Source organism: Actinoallomurus acanthiterrae, from assembly GCF_054775715.1.
The window spans coordinates 11,681,321-11,702,656 of record NZ_BAAHCO010000001.1 but is presented as its reverse complement, the minus strand read 5'-3'; the positions used below and the strand labels follow the sequence as shown (position 1 = coordinate 11,702,656).

The 21,336-nt window shown below is 67.4% G+C and carries 22 protein-coding genes; 9 read left to right on the top strand and 13 right to left on the bottom strand.

All coding sequences use genetic code 11. From position 1 onward, the window contains the following. Positions 1-161 precede the first annotated feature (161 nt). A complete protein-coding gene (locus ACYVF7_RS55200) occupies positions 162-605 on the top strand; it encodes a DUF642 domain-containing protein (protein ID WP_460355949.1) in 444 nt (147 codons plus the stop codon). Next, the gene (locus ACYVF7_RS55195; protein WP_460355946.1) at positions 602-820 is read left to right on the top strand and encodes a DUF642 domain-containing protein; all 219 of its coding nucleotides are present in this window, start codon (positions 602-604) and stop codon (positions 818-820) included. Before ACYVF7_RS55200 ends, ACYVF7_RS55195 begins: the two co-directional genes overlap by 4 nt. A 102-nt stretch (positions 821-922) precedes the next feature. Here ACYVF7_RS55195 and ACYVF7_RS55190 read toward each other — a convergent pair whose 3' ends face one another. Further along, a complete protein-coding gene (locus ACYVF7_RS55190) occupies positions 923-1,435 on the bottom strand; it encodes a hypothetical protein (protein WP_460355943.1) in 513 nt (170 codons plus the stop codon). 403 nt (positions 1,436-1,838) lie between these two features. Between ACYVF7_RS55190 and ACYVF7_RS55185 the strand changes: the two genes are divergently transcribed. Next, the gene (locus ACYVF7_RS55185) at positions 1,839-3,017 is read left to right on the top strand and encodes a serine hydrolase domain-containing protein (RefSeq protein WP_460355941.1); all 1,179 of its coding nucleotides are present in this window, start codon (positions 1,839-1,841) and stop codon (positions 3,015-3,017) included. A 124-nt stretch (positions 3,018-3,141) separates the two neighbouring features. On the opposite strand, the gene ACYVF7_RS55180 is transcribed toward ACYVF7_RS55185, so the two are convergent. After that, positions 3,142-3,657 carry a hypothetical protein gene (locus ACYVF7_RS55180; RefSeq protein ID WP_460355938.1) on the bottom strand — a complete coding sequence of 172 codons (516 nt, stop codon included), beginning with the start codon at positions 3,655-3,657 and terminating at the stop codon, positions 3,142-3,144. Positions 3,658-3,847: 190 nt separating this feature from the next. Here ACYVF7_RS55180 and ACYVF7_RS55175 point away from each other — a divergent pair, with 190 nt between their 5' ends. Together ACYVF7_RS55175 and ACYVF7_RS55170 are read left to right on the top strand one after the other, a co-directional pair. Beyond that, positions 3,848-4,396 (top strand): RNA polymerase sigma factor, encoded by a 549-nt coding sequence (locus ACYVF7_RS55175; protein ID WP_460355937.1) that lies wholly within the window; start codon positions 3,848-3,850, stop codon positions 4,394-4,396. Further along, positions 4,393-5,424, top strand: coding sequence for a CU044_5270 family protein (locus ACYVF7_RS55170; protein WP_460355935.1), 1,032 nt, complete (start codon positions 4,393-4,395; stop codon positions 5,422-5,424). Before ACYVF7_RS55175 ends, ACYVF7_RS55170 begins: the two co-directional genes overlap by 4 nt. 117 nt (positions 5,425-5,541) lie before the next feature. Here the strand turns inward: ACYVF7_RS55170 and ACYVF7_RS55165 are convergent, their stop codons facing one another. From ACYVF7_RS55165 to ACYVF7_RS55150, 4 genes are all read right to left on the bottom strand, one after another. Then, on the bottom strand, positions 5,542-5,877 hold the full coding sequence (locus ACYVF7_RS55165) for a hypothetical protein (RefSeq protein WP_460355933.1): 336 nt from the start codon (positions 5,875-5,877) through the stop codon (positions 5,542-5,544). 20 nt (positions 5,878-5,897) lie between these two features. Further along, a complete protein-coding gene (locus tag ACYVF7_RS55160; RefSeq protein ID WP_460355931.1) occupies positions 5,898-6,866 on the bottom strand; it encodes a CU044_5270 family protein in 969 nt (322 codons plus the stop codon). Further along, entirely contained in the window at positions 6,863-7,462 is a 600-nt protein-coding gene (locus tag ACYVF7_RS55155) for an RNA polymerase sigma factor (RefSeq protein ID WP_460355928.1), read from the bottom strand. Before ACYVF7_RS55155 ends, ACYVF7_RS55160 begins: the two co-directional genes overlap by 4 nt. Before the next feature lie 145 nt (positions 7,463-7,607). Continuing rightward, a complete protein-coding gene (locus ACYVF7_RS55150) occupies positions 7,608-8,096 on the bottom strand; it encodes a cupin domain-containing protein (protein WP_460358590.1) in 489 nt (162 codons plus the stop codon). A 360-nt stretch (positions 8,097-8,456) separates the two neighbouring features. Between ACYVF7_RS55150 and ACYVF7_RS55145 the strand changes: the two genes are divergently transcribed. Next, positions 8,457-9,047, top strand: coding sequence for an HD domain-containing protein (locus ACYVF7_RS55145; protein WP_460355926.1), 591 nt, complete (start codon positions 8,457-8,459; stop codon positions 9,045-9,047). A 41-nt stretch (positions 9,048-9,088) separates the two neighbouring features. Here ACYVF7_RS55145 and ACYVF7_RS55140 read toward each other — a convergent pair whose 3' ends face one another. Then, entirely contained in the window at positions 9,089-10,039 is a 951-nt protein-coding gene (locus tag ACYVF7_RS55140) for an NADP-dependent oxidoreductase (protein WP_460355923.1), read from the bottom strand. A 104-nt stretch (positions 10,040-10,143) separates the two neighbouring features. Here ACYVF7_RS55140 and ACYVF7_RS55135 point away from each other — a divergent pair, with 104 nt between their 5' ends. Next, positions 10,144-10,557, top strand: a complete 414-nt coding sequence (locus ACYVF7_RS55135; protein WP_460355921.1) for a winged helix-turn-helix transcriptional regulator — start codon at positions 10,144-10,146, stop codon at positions 10,555-10,557. A 50-nt stretch (positions 10,558-10,607) separates the two neighbouring features. Here ACYVF7_RS55135 and ACYVF7_RS55130 read toward each other — a convergent pair whose 3' ends face one another. Both ACYVF7_RS55130 and ACYVF7_RS55125 read right to left on the bottom strand, forming a co-directional pair. Then, positions 10,608-11,519 (bottom strand): MFS transporter, encoded by a 912-nt coding sequence (locus ACYVF7_RS55130; RefSeq protein WP_460355919.1) that lies wholly within the window; start codon positions 11,517-11,519, stop codon positions 10,608-10,610. Next, positions 11,417-12,001: an MFS transporter gene (locus ACYVF7_RS55125; protein WP_460355918.1), complete on the bottom strand. Its 585-nt coding sequence runs from the start codon at positions 11,999-12,001 to the stop codon at positions 11,417-11,419. The genes ACYVF7_RS55130 and ACYVF7_RS55125 overlap by 103 nt, the downstream gene beginning before the upstream one ends. Before the next feature lie 260 nt (positions 12,002-12,261). Between ACYVF7_RS55125 and ACYVF7_RS55120 the strand changes: the two genes are divergently transcribed. Continuing rightward, positions 12,262-12,846: a hypothetical protein gene (locus tag ACYVF7_RS55120; RefSeq protein ID WP_460355917.1), complete on the top strand. Its 585-nt coding sequence runs from the start codon at positions 12,262-12,264 to the stop codon at positions 12,844-12,846. Positions 12,847-12,868: 22 nt separating this feature from the next. Here ACYVF7_RS55120 and ACYVF7_RS55115 read toward each other — a convergent pair whose 3' ends face one another. Beyond that, a complete protein-coding gene (locus tag ACYVF7_RS55115) occupies positions 12,869-15,115 on the bottom strand; it encodes a hypothetical protein (protein ID WP_460355915.1) in 2,247 nt (748 codons plus the stop codon). 936 nt (positions 15,116-16,051) lie between these two features. On the opposite strand from ACYVF7_RS55115, the gene ACYVF7_RS55110 reads away from it, so the two are divergent. Continuing rightward, entirely contained in the window at positions 16,052-17,203 is a 1,152-nt protein-coding gene (locus ACYVF7_RS55110) for a hypothetical protein (RefSeq protein WP_460355914.1), read from the top strand. A gap of 225 nt (positions 17,204-17,428) precedes the next feature. Here the strand turns inward: ACYVF7_RS55110 and ACYVF7_RS55105 are convergent, their stop codons facing one another. From ACYVF7_RS55105 to ACYVF7_RS55095, 3 genes are all read right to left on the bottom strand, one after another. Further along, positions 17,429-18,676, bottom strand: a complete 1,248-nt coding sequence (locus tag ACYVF7_RS55105; RefSeq protein WP_460355913.1) for a DNA/RNA helicase domain-containing protein — start codon at positions 18,674-18,676, stop codon at positions 17,429-17,431. A gap of 111 nt (positions 18,677-18,787) precedes the next feature. Beyond that, positions 18,788-19,300 carry a hypothetical protein gene (locus ACYVF7_RS55100; RefSeq protein WP_460355911.1) on the bottom strand — a complete coding sequence of 171 codons (513 nt, stop codon included), beginning with the start codon at positions 19,298-19,300 and terminating at the stop codon, positions 18,788-18,790. 640 nt (positions 19,301-19,940) lie between these two features. Continuing rightward, positions 19,941-21,158 (bottom strand): hypothetical protein, encoded by a 1,218-nt coding sequence (locus ACYVF7_RS55095; protein ID WP_460355908.1) that lies wholly within the window; start codon positions 21,156-21,158, stop codon positions 19,941-19,943. Positions 21,159-21,336: the final 178 nt, after the last annotated feature.

Here is a 21,336-nt window from a genome sequence, read left to right as displayed (position 1 = left end):
ATAAACGTGCGTGTCCTTTCTGGACGCAGCGTCTATTCGATGATTCCTTTGAGGTCGCTCGCTCATTACGAACGGTTGACGTCCGGTTTCGTGATGCGAGTCGGTGAATGGGTGCTTATTGCTCATTCGGTGCAGATGGATCGCGCGAACAAAGGAGAATCATGGCTATCGACGCAACCCCGGCCGACCGGTTCGCCTCCGACGGGCCGCGGCTTCGCGGCGGCCGGACCGACCACGCGCGCTCGTGGCGGCGGCTCTGCGCGGGCGCCGGCCTGGCCGGCGCGCTGGCCGGATCGGCCGCCTTCGCGGCCACTCCGGCCAACGCGACGTCCGGGCTGGCGGACGGCAGCTTCGAGAACCCGGTCGTCACGCCGGGAACCTTCCGAACCTTCGACGCGGGACAGCTCATCGGACCGTGGAGGGTGACCAGTGGCAGCGTCGATCTGATCGGCGCCGGCTTCTGGCAGGCCTCGGACGGGCGCCAGTCACTCGACCTGAGTGGTCGTTCCGCTGGTGGGGTGGCCCAGACCTTCGCGACCCGTCCGGGCGTGATGTACGAAGTGATCTACGCGCTGGCCGGGAATTCGCGGGGGCGCCGGCGGTGAAGACCGGGCAGGTCTTCATCAACGGCGGTCTCGCGCAGAACTTCTCCTTCGATACCACCGGTCACACCCCCGCCAACATGGGATACGTGACACGGGCGGTCAGGTTCCGGGCGACCGGGGTTTCCAGCACTGTCCAGTTCTCGAGCACGACGAACAGCGCCTTCGGCCCGGTCATCGACGACGTGGCCGTCGACCGATGCGGTTGCGGCGTGTAGGAGGCTCCTCGCAGCCTCCAGGCATCGCCGGGCGCGAATGGCCGCCCGGCGATGCCCGGCCGCGCGACGGACCGGACGGCTTCGTGGCCGCCATGCGCGCCGTCAGCTGCAGACGAATTTTTCGCGAGGGCTGTTCACGTAATTCGACGCCGACCCGGCCCGATGGGTGACGATCGTCAGCCAGCTGTCGGTGATGAATTCGTGCCCCGTCGAGGGACTGGGGCATTTGTAGGACGGGGTCAGCGCGATCCCGGGTCGGCATGGCTTCCAGCCGGCGTCCGCCCATTCGCCCTTCTGCACCCACTGGCCGGTATAGGGAACCCACATCTGCAGACGCGACTGGAGATGGCAGTAGACGGGAGCCGGAGTGGTGCACCTGGTTATCTCGGATTTTCCGTGGATGTACCGGTCTCTGGTGTGCAGCACGAAAGGCTTATGGGCGCTGAACCAGCAGCCCTCCACCTCCATCGCGTTCGCCGAGCCGGTGCCGGTTCCGGTGAATCCCTGCTCGGCGTTCTGCGGTGGGGTCGGCTCGTCCGGGTGAGGAGTCGGTGTCGCGGCCGCGTACGCCGTCCCGAGGAGGTTGCAGGTGAGCGCGATCGCGACTGGCCCCATCGACGTCCTGGCGAGCACTATTCGTCCCCTTTCGTCGTCTGTAATGCTGCGATGCGGAACCGGTCTCGCGTGGCCAGGCTAAATTCTGGCCGCAGGACCTGGAGGTCACATCACCGGTACGAAGGGGAAATGAATTCTGCGGGTGGCGTGAAAGTAATAAAAAATGAAGTTGGCGCCGATTTGTCGCGTGGTCGTGGTGTTGGCCGAAAAAGCGGTGGTCGCGTGGCGCGGAGGTTGAGGCCGGTCCCGGCCCGGGTCTTCGGCTCCCGCTGCGGTATCCGTTAAGGCGATGTCGTCACCCTTCGGGGGGAGACCCAGGTTCCCCCGGCATGGGGACGCCGCCGCAGGTCGTGTGGGCGTTGAGTGATGCCTTGCCATTCGACGTACTCACAGGAGGTAACCGATGGACGCACGTGCGAAGGGCCGGTGGCGGACCGTGACCGTGTGGGCGGCCTGCCTGGCCGCGCTGACGGTGCCGATCACTTCGGCCCGTGCCGCAGGCGGCCGGGCGTCGGCCTCGTCGGCCGACGGAGGGCAGCTGCAGCGGTCGCTGGACGCGGTGACGGCCGCGGGGGCGGTGGGGGCGCAGGCTGAAGTGATCGGCACCGACGGCCGGTGGCGGGGTGTCAGCGGGCACGCTCGGCTGGGTGGCACGCAACCGGTGCCCGGGCAGGGGCGTTTCCGGATGGGGAGCATCACCAAGTCGTTCACCGCGACGGTCCTCCTCCAACTCGCCGCGCAGGGAAGGGTGGGCCTGGACGACCCGGTCGAGCGGTACCTGCCCGGCCTGGTGCCCGGCGGGCAGCACGTCACGCTGCGGCAGCTCCTGAACCACACCTCCGGGATCGCCGATTACCTCGATGACACCAAGACCTATCCGATAGCCGGCCGGGAGTTCCTGGAGAAGGTGCGGTTCCACACGTTCCCGGCCGAACAGCTCGCCCGCAGTGGCGTCGCGCTTCCGCCGTACTTCCCGCCCGGCAAGGGCTGGCACTACTCGAACACGAACTACGTGCTGGCCGGTCTCATCATCGAGAAGGTCACCGGCCGGTCCTGGCAAGACGAGATCACCAGCCGGATCCTGCGGCCGTTGGGGCTGCACAACACGACCGTTCCCTACGGCGACCCCGACATTCCCGGCCCGCACGCGCACGGATTCATGGAGATCGACGGCCGGTCCGTGGACATCACCCGGACGAACCCCTCGATCGCGGGACCCGCGGGCGCGATGATCACCACCACCGGCGACCTCGACCGGTTCTACACCGCGCTGCTCGGCGGCCGGCTGCTGCCCGCGACGTGGCTCGCCGAGATGACGAAGACGGTCCCGATTCCTGACAGCGGCCCGGCCAAGGAGGCGGACGGGCTGGGCGTGGACAGTATGCGACTCCCTTGCGGCGTCACGGTCTGGGGCTACGACGGCGGCATCGTCGGCTACGGCAGTCAGAGCTGGCACACCGCCGACGGCCGTCGCGGCATCAGCCTGTCCGTGACCCTGCGCGACCTCTCCGACCCCCACACCCCACAGATCCTGGACGCGATCCAGAAGACGCTCGACACCGCCTTCTGCGGCACCCGCTGAAGGCAGCCGTTTCGTGCACCTGACTCTGTTGTGGAAACGATCTACGCAATCGGATCCGCGCAGATCAGGTGCACCTTCTTCATGCCAACGGTCGTGACGAGACCGCGACGCTGAACAGCGGAGGTCAGCGAGCCTTCAGACGGGCCACGGCAACCATTCGCCGCTTCCTCACCTCGTACCTCTCGTCGAGTGAGGCGCCCTTGAGGAGCCGAGCCGCGACCGCTGACCGCTCCGCTTCGTCGACCACCGGGAAGACATCGGCGTCGATCTCCCGGGTCACGACGCCGTCGCCGGCCTCCTCGCGGAGCCGGCGTACCTCCTCGCCGTCACCGACCACCGAGACGGCCGAACGCGCCGTGCCCTCCTCGATCTCCACCGTGGCGCTCGTGGCGGCGCGTAGGTCCCGTACCCACCGCTCATCGGACTGGCGGGCCGCCACGAAAAGGACGTAGTCGTCGCCGTCCCGGAGGTAATCGACCCAGAGCGGATCGAGCTCGGGGACCTGACCGATCTCGGTGAGCCGCACGTGCGGTGGCCCGTCGAACCTGTGCACCAGCACGCGCCCGCGGGACATCCGGAAGACCACTACGTTCACCGCGCCGATGACATGGACCAGGACGGCGTCCAAGGCGTACGTCACGAGCACCCTCCCCCATCGATGGGCCCACGCATCCACTCAGCACCTTAATCCGGCAGACCGTCCTTGGAGACCGGCCGGGCCGACCGACGCATCCGCGTCGGGTCCGCGAGCGGATTCGCGTGGAGGTGTAGAGAAAAGCGGTGTGCCGGACATCTCGGGGCGAAGGATGGCACGAGAGAAGGGAGTCGGCGTGCCGGATGCGGATGATGGCTTCGCCGAGCTGTGGGACGCGCACTACGACGATGTGCTGAGCTACGCGGCCCGGCGAGTCGACCACGAGACGGCGCGTGACGTCGCGGCGGAGACGTTCCTGATCGCCTGGCGGCGCCGGAACGACATCCCGGCGGACCGCACGTTCCCGTGGTTGCTCAACGTGGCACGGAACGTACTGGCGAACGAGGCGCGCGGCCATCGACGGCGCGGCCTGCTGTGGGGGCGACTGCGCGACGACCGCGACCGCCACGCGCCGGTCGCCGACGTCGCCGTGGGGCTCGCCGAGGGCGGGCGCATCGGCGCGGCACTGCGGCGGCTGTCCGCCCGCGACCGTGAGGCCCTCCAACTCGTCGGCTGGGAGGAACTCGACACCAAGGACGCGGCGGTCGTCGCCGGATGCTCCGTGAAGACGTTCTCGGTCCGGTTGCACCGCGCCCGGCGGCGGCTGTCGGCCGTACTCGCCGAACTCGACGCCGAGGAGTATTGCCCGCCCATCGCATCACTGCAGGGGAGCCACCAGTCATGAACGAAGACATCCAGGACGTCCGCCGGCTGCTCGCACCGGCCAATCCGGTCCCGCCCGGCACCCTCGCCGGCGCCGGGCAGGACACCGTCGGCCGCGCGGCCTTCGCACGAGTGACCACGTCCGGCGTCGACGCTCCGGCGACGCGACGCCGCCTCTCGTCGCGGCGGTCCGGCGTACGGCTCGTCGCGGTCGGAGGCCTGGCGGTGGCGATCGCAGCAGGGCTCACCGTGACCCAGAGCCTGGGCGGAGCGGACAAGAACGGCAACCCTCGCCCGGTCCTGCCCGGTCTGCCCGGGGGCTCGGTGGCCAACGCCCAAGTGGCGCTGAACCGCGCTGCGGGCGCCGCGGAGCACCGGGCGGTCACCCCTCCCCGGCCCACCCAGTGGACCTACACCGAGGTCCGGTCCGCCTCGATCGTCGGGCCGGACCAAGGCGCCGTACGGATTGCCGGGTCGCCGCTGAAGGCCAAGGTGGACCAGTACTGGACGCGGGCCGATGGGAAGCTGTGGGCGAGGTTCGATCACGGCAAGCTAGTGATCTCTCCGATGGGCAGTGGCCCCTTCCCCAACGACTATGCCTCGCTGACCGCGCTGCCCCGCGACCCGGACGCGTTGCTGGCGTGGGCGCGCGGGACCCGGACGCCGGGTGAGTCCAGCAGCGCCGACGACAGGGCATGGGCGGCTCTGATGTCCGTGCTCAGCGTCGGCGTACTGCCACCGGGCTTGGAGGCCGCCACCTACCGTGCCCTGGCGAAGATCCCCGGCGTGACGGTGAACAAGGCGGCAGCGGACGACCAGGGACGACCCGCGCTCGCCGTCGTCCAGAGTCCCATCGGGGGCAGGACGGTCACCGAGATCCTCCTGGACCCGTCCACGTACGCCTACCGCGGTGAACGGGAAAAGGCCGTCACGGACCACAGGTTCCCCGACGGCACGGTGATCAAGAAGGGCGCCGCCGAAAGCCTGTCGACACTCCTCGCGGCCGGAGTCGTCGACAACCCCGGGCAGCGTCCACCGAAGAGGCCGTAACGACGACGGTTCACGCGAACGACCGGGCGGTCGAGGAGATGACCTTCTGTCCGTGATGGTGGGGGCCTCACTGCCATCACGGACAGAAGGTCATCGGTGCCTAGCCTCGGCGCGCGATCACGGGGATGGGGGCTTCGTTTCCGGTAGCGCCGACGGCCCATGTTCCGCCACGTCGTCGTCCTCGGGCTTGGCCCGGGCCGCGTCGGGAGACGCGAGGCCGGGGGTGCTGAAATTGGTCATGAATCCGGCCGCCCAGGCGTCGTTCCGGCCGGGCGCGACGACGCTCGTCAGATTCGCCTTCCTGCCCTGGACCGGCACTTCATAGTGCCGCCAAGGGGAGCCGGCCGCCGGTGTGGTGAGACCGGCGGACATCGCGGGTGTGGTCGTCCCTGCGGTCACGGCCGCGACCGCGAGGGCACCCGATGCGATGGCCCTGAGTGTCGTGTGGAACACGGGTCATCTCCTCAAGGCGGTCAGCGCTGACCGGCGCGGTCGACGGTGGCGGTCGTGACCGTCACCAGGCCGTACGTGATGGCGCCCCTGGGCAGGTCGAGGTCGAACTTCTTGATCTTGGCCAGGCGGACCTCGGTCGGGGTCGGGTGCCCGCTCCACACGCTCTGGATCCCGAGGACCTGATAGGTGTCGGGATCGAGGAGCACGTAGCTGTTGGTGCTTCCTTGCGTTACGCCGATGACGTGCCTGCCGAGGCCGTCCGTCATGTTCTTCTCGACGCGCACGCCGTGGAGCGTCGCGATCGCCCGGTACAGGGCGGCCTGCGTCTTGGGCGGAGCGCCGATCCGAGCGTTCCGGAGCAGCTGGACGATGTTGGCGAACAGCAGACCGTCCCGGCCCAGGGCCGCGTCCCCGCGCGGCTGGGTGCCGACCTTCGCCGACAGCGCGGCGAGCAGGGCCTGCGGATCGGTGGGCAGCGATCGCAGCAGGGCAGAGGCCCCTTCGGGCGTGCCGGTATCGCCGCCTCCCGCCTTTTGATCGACGGTGAGCTTGCCGCCCTCGATCACGGCCTCCTGCCGGCCGTCGAACCGCACCCAGGTCTCGCTGAACGCAGGACGCTTTCCGCCGGCGGTGTTGGCGCCGTATTCGGCCACCTTCGTGTAGATCCACTGGTGCGGCCGAGGAGTCACGTACGGCTGTGCCGCCATCGCCCGCGCCGCCTTGTCCAGCGTCACGGACGCGCTGTCCAAACGGATCGTGGAGGGCGCGGGATCCGGCCGGCCGGAGCCTGTCCCGACCGTCACCCCGGCCACGGATGCCACGGCCACGACCCCCACGATCAGGGCCGGCCGAAGGCGAGGGACCCTGACGGCCGAACGCCGCCGGCGACGGCTCGCCGTGATCAGCCGCTGCCGCTGCCGCGGAAGTGCGGCAGGGGCCTCCTGGTCCAGGTGCTCGCCCAGCGCGGCAAGCAGCTCCATGTCGTTCATGAGACGGTCTCCTCAACGAGCAGAGGGTTGGTGTCGCCGAGGGCGGCGCGTACCTTCCGCCGGGCTCGATGGAGCCGCGAACGGACGGTTCCGACGGGGATGGCCAGCGCGGCGGCGGCCTCGTCATAGGACAGTTCCGCCCAGGCGATGAGGAGCAGAACATCGCGGTCACGCGCCGACAGGCCGGCGAGCGCTCCGGCGAGTGCCGGACGGACCGCCACGGCGGACATCGCCGCCGTCACCCGATCCGCCGGTTCTTCGGCGGCCACATCTTGGGGGCTGCGTTCCAGCGCCCGGTAGCGAGCGCCTTCGGTCCTGCGGTGGCGGGAGATCAACCTGGTGGCGATCCCGAACAGCCAGGGCCGCGCATCGGCATAACGCGGATCGAAGTGGTGTCGTCGCTCGAACGCGGTCAGGAACGTGTCACCGACGAGGTCCTCGGCGACGTCCGGACCGAGCCGGCGCATGACGTAGTGGTAGAGGACCGGCCAGTGACGATCGAACAACCCCGCGAACACCTCAGGCTCTTCACGGGACTCGGCGATCAGCTCGGCATCCGATCGATGCGGGGAATCGGAACCGGACGACGCGGTCATCGCCGGCACCGCACAGAGGGATCAGCGGCCATCGGGAGCCCTTCACATCGGCGAATGTTTCACCCCCAATCACCACATCCCCGCGACCGAGTTCACGCTCCAGAGCCCGCTCGCCCATACGCAGTCCGTTCGCGTCACGGCGAGGTCACTTCTCGGGAAGGGGGCCGATCAGTTCGATGCCGTACTCGGCGCCGAGCGCCCGGACCTTCTCCGGCGTCATCGCGTCCGCCTCGATGAGGGCGTGTACGTCGCGGAAGAAGCTTTCAGGCCCACCGGGAATCATCATGGTCAGCTTGCGTCCGCCCTCCGGCCCGGCGCGCAGGCCGTGCACCAGCCCACCGGGCACGAACGCCACCCCTCCGGCCTCGGCCGACAGCCACTCGCCGGCGACGTAGAAGTCATAGCGGCCTTCGAGGATGTACCAGAGTTCGGCGAAGCCGTGCTGGTGCAACGGCGTCGCGAACCCGGGCGGGTCCATGCCCTCGACCATCCCGAGACCGCCACCGGTCGACTCCCCGGTGGCCTTCAACCGCATGACGGAGCCATCGGGCGCCGCCGCCATCGCTCCCTCGCCCGGGGCCAGAACGTACGGGCGGAGCACCCGGCCCGTCCCCTCGTTCTCCTCGACGGTCATCGTCACGCGCCCACGAACGCGACCGTCGTCACACGACCGTGGCAACGGGGGAGGGGAGCCAGATCAGGGCTTAGCTGCCGATTTGTCCGCATAAGACGATCTTGCCACGGTCTGGCGGTCATTCGATCTTGGGCTGGGGTAACGAAGGGCGGGGTCGGGAGGCGGCGGGCATCGCCTGCCGACGCGTCGCCGATACGCCTGCCTTGGCGTGCTCGCAGACGTCCTCGAGAAGCTCGCGCTCTCCGTCGGTGGACGGGTTCACCGTGACACCGGCCCGCGCCAGCACGACGATGGAGGTGAGCAGCCAGCCGTGAAGCCGGCTCCGGTAAACGCGGTCGGACGAACGGCTACGGTGTGCGCGTGGCTTCGACCGCGCTGCAGCGTGCCCTCACCGAACCCGGTCCGGACCTACGCCCGCTCCCTCGACGCGTCGAGGACCTGCTCCGCGCATCGGCCGCCCCGCCCCGACTGGCCGCCCACCTGCGCGCCGTTCACGACGTCGCCCACCAGATCCTGAACTGGCTCGACCACCACTACGGCGCGGTGGCCGTCGACCGCGAGGCGGTCCTGTTCGGGGCGGCAACGCACGACATCGGCAAGACCATCCACACCGATGAGCTGTCCGGCCCCGGCTCCGCCCACGAGGCGGCCGGCCACCGTCTGCTGCTCGACCGCGGCGTCGACGAGCACCTGGCCCGCTTCGCCAGCACCCATGCTGCCTGGACCGAACCCGGCATCGCGATCGAGGACCTGCTGGTGAGCCTCGCCGACAAGGTCTGGAAGGGCAAACGCGTCCCTGACCTGGAACAGAGGGTCGTCGATCACCTGACGGAGACGAGCGGCCAGGCCACCTGGCAGGCGTTCATCGCCCTCGACGACCTCCTGATCGCCATCGCCGCCGACGCCGACAGCCGCCTCGCCTTCCAATCGGCCCATCCGATCACCGGCTGACGACCAGGCCGCCGGCCGTTGCGGTGCCGTACGTCGCGCGGTCATCCTCCGACGGTCAGCACGATCTTGCCTTTGACACGGCCGGTCTCGCTGAGCTCGTGCGCCTTCGCCGCGTCCTCCAGGGGCAGTACCTGATCCACGAGGACACGCAGAGCACCATGTTCAACGAGATCGGTGACCTCACGCAGATCGTCACCGGACGGGGTGAAGCCGAACTCGACGTAGCGCAGCCCGCGGGCGCGGGCCAGTTCGCGGGTCTCGGTCCGGTCGGGACCGGTGCCGCGGACGTCGAGGAGGACACCGTCCGGGGTGAGAGTCCGCAGCGACCGGGGCCCGTACTCCCCGCTGATCGGATCGAGGACCACGTCGATGTCGCGGGCGACGGTCGTGAAGTCGGTGATGGTGTAATCGATGAGCTCATCCGCGCCGAGCTCGCGCAGGAAGTTGTGCTTGTCGCGGCGGGCGGTGCCGATGACGCACGCGCCGCGTGCCTTCGCGATCTGTACGGCCAGGTGCCCGATGCCGCCGGCCGCGGCGTGGATGAGGACGCGCTGCCCGGCGCTGAGGCCGGCGACGCGGACGAGGGGCTGCCAGGCGGTGAGCACGGCGGTGGGCAGGGCGGCGGCGTGGACGAGGTCCAGGCTCGGCGGTGCGGGCGCGAGAGCCTGCTCCGGGGCGACGGCGTACTCGGCGTAGCTGCCGCTCGGCGGCAGCACCGCGCCGTACACCGGATCGCCGGGCCGGAAACGTTCCACCTGGTCACCGACGGCCTCGACGGTCCCGGCCAGGTCGAGCCCGAGAGCGAAGGGCGGTTCCCCGAATCGCCGCACGATCCCGGCACGTCTCTTCCAGTCGGCCGGGTTGACGCCGGCAGCTCGTACCCGGACCAGAACGTCCTGCGGGCCGGGAACGGGCCGGTCGGTGTCGATGACCTCCAGGACCTCCGGCCCGCCGAAGGTCTGCAGGCTGATCGCGCGCATGCGTGTACTCATCTGTTCGTTCTCCTCCTGAGAGCGGCCGTTCCGGCCGCACGTTCATCGTGGAGGAGGGCGGTACCTATTGTGAAGTAGGCACCTGTTCGATATATAGGTACCTCATGGATACCGCTTCATCGGCCCGGACCGGCCTTCGCTTCACCTACCACCGCGACTGCCCCTCGCGGACGGTGATCGAGGTGCTGGCCAACAAGTGGGCGCTGTACGTCCTGGCCGCGCTGCGGCGCCACGAGGAACCCATGCGGTTCAACGAACTGCGACGCGTCCTGGACGGCATCACGCAGAAGATGCTGACCCAGACACTCCGGGCACTGGAACGCGACGGGCTGGTAAGCCGCACCGTCTACCCGACCGTTCCGCCACGCGTGGAGTACGGCCTGACGCCGCTCGGGATCGAGGCCGGACGGCTGACCGGCGCGATCGCGGACTGGTCCCTGGAACACGCACGGGAGATCCTCCGCGCCCGCCAGGAGTTCGACGACCGCGCCGCCGTGGAGCCACAGCCGGTCCGCTGACGCCGCTCCGGGCCGATGGCCGACCCGGGGGCACGTCGTACGGGTCGCGGTCAGGCGGAGGCACCGTCGACGGGCCGTTCCGGCTCACCGTCGGCCGGGCGCGCGGCCTTCTCCAGGCTGCGGCCGGTGCTGCGCGGCCCGAGCACCGCGACGTCCACGCACAGCACCACCAGAACGACCGCCGAACCGGTGAAGACCGCCCCGGCTCCCAGACCCTTCAGCGCGTGCAGTGCGACGAACGGCAGGACCGCCGACGTGGCCCGCGACAGGGAGTAGGCGATGCTGATCGCGCTGCTGCGGATGCCCGTCGGGAAGATCTCGGCCTGGTAAGAGTGGAAGGCGTTGGAGAACACGTTCGACGCGCAGGTCAGCACGAACCCACCGGCCACGATCAGCGCGGTGTCGCGCGCGTACCCGAACACGAGCCCCGACGCGGCCATGACCAGCGCCGACACGATGATCAGCGTCTTACGCTCGATGCGTTCGATGATGGGAATGGACAGCGCCGACCCCACCGGATACCCGACGAAGCTGAGCGCCGCGTACCCCAGCGACTGCACGACGTCGAACCCCTTGGCGTGCAGCACCACCGGCGCGAGCGACCCGAACCCGTAATAGCCGACCGTCTGCAGCACCTGAAAGATCCACAGCATGACCGTACGGCGGCGGTACTCACCGGCGAACATCTCCGCGACCCCCACCCGCGCGGCAGGCGCGTCCGTGTCCGCCGTCACCGGAGGCAGCGGACCGTCCACGGTCGCCTCAACGCGGGCGACGATCTCCTCCGCCTCGGCCGTACGACCCTGCGCGACGAGCCAGCGCGGCGACTCCGGCAGCCGGCCGCGCAGCACCCACACGATCAGAGCACCGAGCGCGCCGACGACCAGCAGCCACCGCCAGCCGTCGATGAGCAGATGCCGCCCGGCGACGAACCTTCCACCGAGGAACGCCGCGACGGGCACGCCGCAGAAGCCGACGGTGTACGCCCAGGCGAGGTAGCGACCCCGGCCCCGCGAGGCATGAACTCGCTGACGTACGTGTCGACGAGCGTCAGCTCGGCACCGAGCGCCAGACCACCGAGGAACCGCAGCACCAGGAACGTTCCGAGGTCGGGCGCGAAGGCGGTGAGCAGGGACAGCAGCGAGTACAGGCCGAGGTTGACCAGGAACATCCGCCGCCGGCCGAACCGGTCCGCGGCCACGCCCAGCCCGATCGCACCGACGAACATCCCGGCGAACCCGGACGCGATCACCAGCGACTTACCGTTGGTCCCCAGGTGCCACTGCTCGGTCAGAACGGCTCCCAGCACCCCACCGAGGAACACCTCGTACAGGTCGAAGAAGGTCCCCAGCCCCACCACGACGATCAGCATCCAGTGCCACCGCGTCACCGGAAGCCGATCGAGCCGCGCGGCAACGGAACGAGCGTCCGCGTCCAGGGCCATGGGAGAACTCCTCACCTGTCAGGGGACGGGCGCATGAAACCACCCTGAGCGACGTCTCCGCCACAGTCTGTCCAAGATCTGAGACATATGGTGAGGTCTCCTCGTCGACCAGGTGCCGCGTCAGCCCGATCGCACCAAGGCATTGGCGAAGCAACCGCTTGAGCCCTCGGATTGGCGAGGGCCGGCGGTCGTCGTCGACGATCTCCGTTTGATATGTCTACCTCTGACTGATTTCGGCAGATCATTGTGGGAGTTCACGGATGGACTACGGCCCGGCGTCGAACGCCTGCCCGCTCTGCCACATGACGGACCAGACCCAACCGGTCCCGGGCATCGTCACCGCCCAGACGGCGCACTCCAGCGCGTACGTCCGGGGCTACCGCGCGCACAGCACGTCGAGCACGTCCCTGGCCCAGCTGCTGGACCTCCCGCGGCCCCGGGCTCCACGCGGCATGGTCACCACCGGTGTGATCCTCACGGTGATCGGCGTGCCGCTGGCGGGGCTGTTCCTGCTGGTCTCCTTGGCAGCACGCCACGGCTCGACGGATCCCGCTCCGGGCTGGGCGTCCGCCGTAGCGCCCCTGTTCATGACGATGCCGGTATGGCTACCGGGCCTCGTCTGCCTCGTCGTCGGGTCCGCCCGCATGCGCGGCTTCCGCCGCGGAGCACCACTCCGTGACATGGCGTGGCAGGTATGGTCGACCGCCCGCTACTGCTTCCGCGACCACGCCGTGTTCCTGCCCCACGGTGCCCACGCGCCGGCGGAGTTCGCCCGCTCGCTCATCTTCGACACCGCCCAGCGCGCCCTGACCGAACCGCACGCGCCGCCCCCGATCCGGGCGTGACAAACCCCGAGAGCGTGAGGGCTCAAGTGAGCAAAGGCAGACCCCGCTCGCCGCGGAAGCGGGACACCAGCTCGCCGGCGATGTCCGCGTCGATCCCGAGGGTGGCACGCGCGCGTGCCAGGAGATCGGTGGCGTCCAGGTCCTCAATCGTCTTGTCCAGGCCAGGGCCGAACGCCTCGGCGACGGTCGCCAGGTAGTACAGAGCGACTGAAAGCCAGCGCGACGTCGGGTCATCGTCGGTTCGTGCGTATTCGTAGGCCGCCTTCATCAAGTCCGCGGGCCACGTCTCATCGACGAGGTCCTTCATCAGGCTCTGCCGGTTGGACGCTTTGTCATCGCCCGTGATCCCACGCAGGAGCGTCTGCTTGATGAGCGACACCTCGCGTGCGATCAACGCGGCGGTCATGTCGCTGATCTCATTTCGCTCGTCGGTACGGACCTCGACGAGCGCGCGAGCCGTACGCAGAACATCACGCGGGAGGCCGCCGGAGAGCACATGGCAGAGTGCGATGAAGGGATCGGAGATGCCGGCCACCCGTCGGCGCAGCAGTTCGCGAACATCGGTCAGAGTGAGGCGCTCCACCCGGACCATCTCGTCGAAGGCGGTGTCGATGGCCGCACGCAGGGTCGGGGATCGCTGCTGAAACCCGATCAGGGCCTCATCGGAGACCGACACGAGATACAGGCAGTTCGGCGTCCCGAAGATCGCCTTGACGTCGTTGATGAACTCTTCCGCTGACGACGCATCGCGGATCTTATCGACCTCATCGATCCCGATGACCAGTTTGCCCTTACCGCCATGCAAGTCGCGCCACCAGCCGCCGGCCTTGGACGCGAACTCTCGGTACTGATCCACGATCTCTGGAAGGGAGAGGCGTTGCTGGGCGAGTTGCTTGCCGACCGTCCTGCCGAGTTGGGCTCCTCCGGGTACGGCAAGGGTTCCTGAGTAGCCGGTGGTGAATGTCTGCAGGAACTCCAGCTGCTGCAGGCTCTGCCGGGCCTCGTCCTCGAAGGAGGCGGCGCGTTCCTGGGATTCCAGGCGTGGTCGACGAGTGAGCACGAAAAAGCCGCCGACGATGAGCAACGAGCCGATGAACGCCACAAGCGACTGGGTGCTCGGCAACGTGATACGCCGCGGTCGTTCGGTGAGAGTCCAGACGAGCAGCGCGACACCTGAGACGACGGCCGCCGAGGACAGCAGAGTGGTGAGCAGGAGGTGGGCACGTGTCACCAGGGGTCTGGCACCGCTGATCCGCACCAGATAGGGCTGCACCACCGAGATCCCGCCCAGCACCGTCAGCACGCCACCGAGCACGAGATAGGTGCCCTGCGCGACCTGTGCACGGCTGGCCTGTTCAACGACCAGGCTCGTGAGCATGGCCAGACCGGCCGTGAAGAATATCGCGGCGAACGCCGCGCGGAGCCGACCCCGCCGTGACCTTCGGCCGGACAACCTGCCCTGATCGACTCTGTTCTTCGTGACCGCGAGACAGAGCTGTTTGTACAGGTGAACGACGAAGTCCCGAACGTCGTAGACCACCGGCGCCGACACCATCAGCCGAAGCTCCGGAGCATCGGGAACGGCAAAGCGGCTGTCACAGAACCCGCGCAACAGCGTGGTCTTACCCGCGCCCCGAGGCCCTGAGAGCGCGATGCTCCCGGTCGACATGGCACCGGTCACCTTGGTAAGGCGCTCGCGAGCAGCAGTCGCCGCGACCTGCTCGCGACCGGACAGATCCGAGAGGCTCGGCACGCTCGTGACATGAAAGAACCGCTCGTACTCAGTCGTGTTGGCGTTGATCTGCTCTCGCAGGAACGGTGCCAGCACCCGCTGCTGGAAGTCGTGTTTCGAAACGTTATCGAGACGCCACTCACTAGGACCGATCTGCAGTGCGCTGATCGCCGACATCAGGCCGCCGAGGACCAGAGCACAGGCGGAGATGGCCAGACCGAACCATCCGATGGTCACCCCGACCGCGACCCCCGCAAGACCGGCGACCGCAATGAAGGCCACCGTGCCCTTCGGACGAGCCCTTACCGTCCGAACGACGGCTACGGCGAGCGACAACAGAAGCTCCGACAGCGGGATGTCCCCGACAAGGTCCACCTCTCCGCTGCAGAGCAGCTTCGGCGCCGCACTCACCACCGCTTCGATCAGCTCCTTCTCACTGATCTGTGCATTCGCGACGGCCGTCTGCATCTCCTCCGAACGCAGGGTCGACCGTGCGGCGTCGGCGAGGGGCGGCTGATACCAAGCGAGCTCCGGCACCCTTAATGATCCGCCGCCATACGCTGGCCGTTACCGGACAGCAGGGCGAGCCGGCGTCTGCCCACGACCGCAACCCCCTCGGCCGGTACGCCTGCGACCGGGCAGGGCCGCTGAACTTACGCGAAGCACTCGTCAATGCGGAAGCCATGCCGCAAGATGGCGACAGAAGGGTCTAGGGGACCTAACGGGCCGTCCGCGATCCTCGTCCGAGTGAGCGATGGCGGCCGCAGCCCCACCGGCTGGTCGACGTGAAAAGAGACAGGCGATGTTCGAAGCGGTCCTCCGCGATGCGTAGGCGCTCCGCTGCGGCGATCCTTCTCGCGGCGACCGCGGCCCCGCTCGTGGCCTGCGCCCACGCACAGAAGCCCTACATCAGCACCTGCCCGCCGCCGAAGGTGGTCTTCGTCGTCGGAGGCAGGGATATCGCTGCCAGCCATTGCAGTGACGAGTACATCGCTCAGCCGACGGAGACCCTCCATGTCGGCCAGCGAATCAAAGCCGTTGCTCGCGCCGGCGAGACGGTGCCCTTCAGCGACGATGCAGGAGTGCTCCGGGAGGTCTCCCGCAGCAAGGATGGCCGGACTGTCGAGTACCAGGCGCTCCGGCCCGGCAGTGCCGGGCTCGACATCCACTACGGCCCGCCGTGCCCTCCCGCTGAGGGAACGGGTGACACGACCTCGCCCAGGTCTTCCGGGACGGACCTCTGTGCCCTGCTGCCGATCCACGTCGTGTCGGCGAATTAAAGACCACTCCGCGTAGCCATTTCGGCTAGGCCGCTCGATAAGGCCATCCGTCCGCTTCTGGCCAGGCATCAATTTAGTCGATCTTGCGGGCTAACGTGTTGCTCGCGAATTTTGTCCTGCTTCTGGCGGTACGGGGTTTCGGTGTGATGCCGGGCAGGCGGGCGATTGCACGCGGACATGCGAGGGGGAACGGATGCGACGCACTACGTGGGGAACGGTAAGCGGGGCAGCACTTTCGGTGGTCGGCCTAACGGCCGCGACTCCCGCACCGAAGGCGGGCGGAAATAATGATGCCGCTTCAGAATGCCGCCAGGTGCCGGTCGTCCGAACGTACTACACGGACACCACAGGAAAGCGTTCTGCGACGCCTTCGGCCAGCTCTTCCACGACCCGTGTATACAACGTCTACGGCGGCCGCATGTCTGTCACCGTGCCACCGAAGACCTGGAATCCGATTATCGCATCCGACGCGGATATCCAGCGCTACGGCCTGTATCCCCGGCCGAAATCAGCGACGCAGCGTAAGCTGTGGGAGCAGATGTATGGCCACGTGTCGTCCTGGGTCGTCCCCGACATGTGTGCGACGAACGTCCATGCGACGGCCCCGAAATACCCGATCGGTTCGAACCCGATCTGGTCGGGGGCCGTGGCTAAGCAGGTCAAGAGCGCTCCGGCGTTCACCGGAGCCTCCTACGTCTTCGACGAGCCGAAATTCGACGCAGTCTGCAAGCATGCGTCCTCGTACAACCTCTGGTCTGGTATCGGCGGAATCAACAGTCGCCGTTTGATGCAGAACGGTATAGATAACGCTGGCAAAGGGCTTAACAGCGACTACGCTTGGTGGGAGGTGCTCAGTGACGATAAGAAGAACGGCCTGCCGGAGATGGAGATCAAGAATTTCAAAGTCCGGGCCGGAGATCGAATCTTCGCTGGCATCAGCTACTACGCGCCGAAGAAGCAGGTCTCGTTCAACTTCTACAACTACCGCACGAAGAAGGCCGCGGACCTCGGCCCTTGGGGCGTGATCGACACTCCGAAGGGAAGCTACCTCGCATCGGCCTTCTACGACGGATCCACCGCAGAGCAGATCGTCGAGCGCACGACGGTCGGCAAGAAGCCCGTTATGCTGCGCAAGCCACATGGGGGATACAGCCACACTCATGAATCCGGCTTCTCCAACGGGAGGCAGGACGGCGAGGACTTCATGTTCAAGAATGTGTGGAAATACAACATGAGGGCCAACAGCACTAAGCTATCGGAGCCGGTCAAGTTCATCTCCAAGGTGAAGCATGAGGGTGCGTACCTAGCCCAATGGAACAATAAGTGGGATTCCTGCGGCTCCTAATACGTCGGCCGAGGTCTACGCCGCCAGAGCCGCCAAGGTGGCGGCTTGCCGACAGGTGATGGCCATCAACGTCGGATCCTGCGTTGCCGGGTGAGACCTACCAATTTCGGCCGCTCCGACCTCGCCGACCAACTGAGGACCTCATAGGAAAACCGGAGGGTCGCTTCGGATGATCCTCCGGCTCTTCCACGAGTGGGCTCCATGCCCCGTACTGGGGCCGGTAGATCATTCCCCGAGGTTCGCAGTGAGCAGGTCGGCGAGGAATTCCCGTGTCTCCGGATCGACCGCGTAGATCACGGTGCCGACCATGCCCCGCGTCAGCAGCACCTTGTAGATATTGCGGATGTGCCGGGCGTACTGCAGGTCGGTGACGGAACGTCGCTTGAAATCGGGATCCTTGTTGGCCTCCCGTACGGTGACCAGCCGGCCGTTGCGGGCCACGATGTCGGGGCCGAGAATGACGCCCGACCAGTCGTACTCGAAGCCCTGCGCGGTGTACACGCAGCCGACCTGCTCGAAGCCGCCGTCGAAGGTCGCCCACAGCGCGCTCGGTGGCGCGTCACCGACGGCTCGGTCGCCCTTGACGTTCCACGGCCTGGCCCAGTCGCCGATCCGGACGTCGTCGACGAGACCGCCATCCACCGCGTCGCTCCACGGCCAGCAGTAGCCGGCCGAGATCCGCGAGGAGTAGCCCTCCTCGAGCTTCTTCCGCAGGAGGTTCTCCATCTCCCACGGTGACTCGGCGAGACGGACCTCGAAGTGGTCATCACCGGTCCACGTCTCCGGGCCACCGGGCTCCAGGTCGAGCAGGCGCAGCACCCAGTCCTCGTACTTGCGGCTGCCGCCGCAACGGAACTGGCCGTCGAGCGGAACGTGGTGCACCCGGATCCCCAGCGAGGCGGCGTGCGACTTGATGGCCTCCACCGTGCCGATCTCGTTGGGCTTCACCACCTGGTGCTCGTCGAGCAGGAACACCGGCACCCGAGCGGCAGCGATCAGCTCGTCGACCTGCGGCCGCCCGGTCCGCTGCGTCGCCTTGGTGTAGCGGTTCTCTGACGTCTCCCGGATGCGGTGAGCCTCGTCGCAGATGAGCACGTCGAGGTCGTTCTTCCCCGCCTTCATGAAGCTGTTGAAGTACTTGAACATGTTCTGCACGCGGGACGAGCCCTTGCCCACGTGGCGGCGCATCGTCTGCGTGAACGACCGCGACCCGGTCGCGTGCAGCACGGTGTATCCCTGCCGGGAGAGGTCACCCAGCAGGGAGAGCGCGATGACGCTCTTTCCGCTGCCCGGCCCGCCCGTGACGATGACAACCTCTTTCGCATCGGACGTACGGGCCTTGTGCACCGCGTGCTGCACGAGGTCGTACGCCAGCCGCTGCTCGGCGAGCAGCGTGAACTGCTCGCGGTCCTTGATCTCCGCGGCGGCCAGCTTCAGGAGCTGCTTCGACGGGCGCACCGCGCTGTCGAGCAACCGGTCCGCCGCGCCGGCCCCGCTCTGCGGAGCGAACTGCGCGCGCAGGTACTCGAGGAACGCGCCCCGGCGGGTCTTGGTGAACAGCCTGGTGCGCTCCGTGGTGGACAGCTAGAAGAGGTCGCGGACGTCGAGATCGGCCGCGTTGTGGAGATAGGCGACGCCCCGGACGGCGTCCGGGTGCTCGCTCAACGAGCCGACGAAGTCGGCGATGTGCTCGCAGTAGCCCTGGACCTGCAGCAGCGGATGACCGAGGGGGCGGTGGAACCCCTCGACCAGCACGAGATGCTCGTCGTCCTCGTACAGGTCGGCCTGGCTCCACTGCTTCAGCTCGACGACGACGTAGGCGTCGCCACCGGTGCGCGCGTCGACGCCCGCGAGTACGACGTCGGCTCGCTTGCTGGTGAGCGGAAGCTGATACTCGATGAGCATCTCGACGTCGCCGAGGCCCGCCTCGATGAGGTCGCGCGCGAGCACCGGCACGCTCCGCGGCCACGACTTCTTCTCCGACGCGGACGGGTACCTACCCGTGGTCGCCTTGAGGTGATCGGTGAGGATCCCCGCGAGCTGTCGTTCCATCGGTGAGCCGACCAGACTCTCGGCGGACACGCGAAGCGCCGTCACGAACTTCCCCCAGGCAGCACGAAGAACTCGTGCGGGTGGGGGCATGTCCGCGATCAGAGCCGATCGGCGGAAGCCCGTCGGGCCGCTACCTAATGACTAAGGAGATTACAGCCGACGGCCGGTCCGACGAGAATAGTCCCGCTCTTGACGGAGGAGGTTTCTGGCCTCGCATGGGTGATTCGCACATGCACTCATCAGTCAGTCGCCGAATCACTACACACTGCCCTTCGGGCTCGACCAGCTTGGGGACGAACAGGTCGTGTCCCGTCAACGTCATCCTCGGTGTTGGCGGTCGTCAGCACGCTGCCGGTGATCATCATCTTCCTGGTCCTGCAGCAGAGGACCATGCAGGGTGCCGCCGCGACCGGACTCAAGTGAGGGACTCATGTCCGGCCGAACTATCCCACCCGCTTGACGAACGTGCCACCGCACGCGACTGGCTCATCGCCCGTGCCTGGAACGAGCCGGCCGAACGGCCTGGGCGAGATGCTCGCTACCGAAGGATCCCTCTGGCCCGGACGGCCGATGGGTGCTCACTAATGGACCCGACGTTGCGCCGCTGAAACGCTGGCTGTACGCCCGGCGCCCTTCCGACGCGAACAGGGCCCGTGATAACTGTTGCCCCAAACGCTTGGAGCGATCAGAAGAATCTACGCTTCCGTTCGGAAAGGAGTTCGTTAAACGCTCCAAGGAACACCTCTTTGGCGTTCGGAGCGGATAGCGTGGCCCTTCCCAGCGAAGGTCGCCGCATATAGTTGCTGGTCACCAGCTGTCTAGGGAGGTCGTGCAGCCCCGGCAGCCTGCTCAGAGTCTCCGCAAGTGGGGCCAACCGATTCGCCAGGGCGCGACGGTCGCGCATCCACTGGAAGTTGACTGCGAGCACCGCCTTCTGCTCGTCGGTGTAGATACTCCAAACCGCGGCGGACTCGTCTTCTCCAACGTTAAACCAGGCCGTAACCGACGGTTTCTTGCCTTCGCCGAAGTAAAAGCCAGAAAAGGCTGGATGGCATTCGGCTTGTCGGTATACGGCCATCAGCAGGTCTGCGACGCCCGCCGTGCAGGTCTTCTGGATCTGCTGGCGAAGGGTCTCTTCCGTCCACGGGCTACGACCTGTCGGCTCTGGCCGAGCGCTTGCTGAGTCGGCCACGGCGCCGTCCGTAGCGTCGACGCCTTCGGGAACCGCGTTAGGAGTCGGGGCGACGGGGACCTTGCCGAGTGCGATTGAGATGGCTTGCGCCGTCTGCAACAGCCAGTTGATCGTGGCGTGTGCGTCTGCCGCTGTGATCGGGGCTCTCTTGCCGGGAGTGTGAGGATCGCGATCCGCCGTGTGCGCAATTCGGTTGCGCCGCGCAGCGATTCCCTTGAGTGCGGAGCGAACTCGGTCAGCGCTCAGACGCTCTGCGGGGGCGCGGTCCTGGTTGAGGATCTCGGCGACCTTCTTCCAAAGGTCGATCTTGCTGACGTGGGCGAATCCTTCCTTGATCTTGTCAGGGTTCTGGAAGGTCATGTATCCGAACACTTGGTTGAGATGGTGGCGGAACGTTCCGCTGAGCGGCTGATTGTCGTGGTGGATCTGCTCGAACAGCTCGACGGGGATCGTCAGCTTGTTGAACTTGTCGGGCCGCTCGGCGTTGGGGTTTTCGGCCAGAGCGACTGAGCGGTCGACGACCTCGCGGGTCACCCAGTGGTCCAACGCCGCTACAGCCTGCACCCAGGCGGCTCGGTAAAGGTCGTCGACGTCGAAGGCTCCAACCCGGAGTTGCGCGAGCCGCTCACCGCCGTTGACCAGCCTTTTCGCGTATTCGATGTTCTGGGTGAACTCGCTGAATGCATCGGTTGGATCTTCGACGACAGGCATGGCGCATCCCTGGGTGATCAAGCGGTTTCGCGACTTAGGTGGTCAATCCTATTGCTGGTGCGTATCACCCGGTCAGAGTGGTGGTTGCCCCTGCAGCGCACTTTTAGCGGCTATGGACAGCCACGTCCGCGGGTGCCGGCTGGTGCTCACCTTGGCTTGTTGCGAAAGGTCGTTCACG

Bases quoted from the DNA above. Each gene is read 5' to 3' on its own strand.
- ACYVF7_RS55200 (WP_460355949.1), top strand. From the start codon at position 162: ATGGCTATCGACGCAACCCCGGCCGACCGGTTCGCCTCCGACGGGCCG.
- ACYVF7_RS55190 (WP_460355943.1), bottom strand. From the start codon at position 1,435: ATGGGGCCAGTCGCGATCGCGCTCACCTGCAACCTCCTCGGGACGGCG.
- ACYVF7_RS55185 (WP_460355941.1), top strand. From the start codon at position 1,839: ATGGACGCACGTGCGAAGGGCCGGTGGCGGACCGTGACCGTGTGGGCG.
- ACYVF7_RS55170 (WP_460355935.1), top strand. From the start codon at position 4,393: ATGAACGAAGACATCCAGGACGTCCGCCGGCTGCTCGCACCGGCCAAT.
- ACYVF7_RS55160 (WP_460355931.1), bottom strand. From the start codon at position 6,866: ATGAACGACATGGAGCTGCTTGCCGCGCTGGGCGAGCACCTGGACCAG.
- ACYVF7_RS55155 (WP_460355928.1), bottom strand. From the start codon at position 7,462: ATGACCGCGTCGTCCGGTTCCGATTCCCCGCATCGATCGGATGCCGAG.
- ACYVF7_RS55150 (WP_460358590.1), bottom strand. From the start codon at position 8,096: ATGACCGTCGAGGAGAACGAGGGGACGGGCCGGGTGCTCCGCCCGTAC.
- ACYVF7_RS55140 (WP_460355923.1), bottom strand. From the start codon at position 10,039: ATGAGTACACGCATGCGCGCGATCAGCCTGCAGACCTTCGGCGGGCCG.
- ACYVF7_RS55135 (WP_460355921.1), top strand. From the start codon at position 10,144: ATGGATACCGCTTCATCGGCCCGGACCGGCCTTCGCTTCACCTACCAC.
- ACYVF7_RS55125 (WP_460355918.1), bottom strand. From the start codon at position 12,001: ATGGCCCTGGACGCGGACGCTCGTTCCGTTGCCGCGCGGCTCGATCGG.
- ACYVF7_RS55120 (WP_460355917.1), top strand. From the start codon at position 12,262: ATGGACTACGGCCCGGCGTCGAACGCCTGCCCGCTCTGCCACATGACG.
- ACYVF7_RS55110 (WP_460355914.1), top strand. From the start codon at position 16,052: ATGCGACGCACTACGTGGGGAACGGTAAGCGGGGCAGCACTTTCGGTG.
- ACYVF7_RS55095 (WP_460355908.1), bottom strand. From the start codon at position 21,158: ATGCCTGTCGTCGAAGATCCAACCGATGCATTCAGCGAGTTCACCCAG.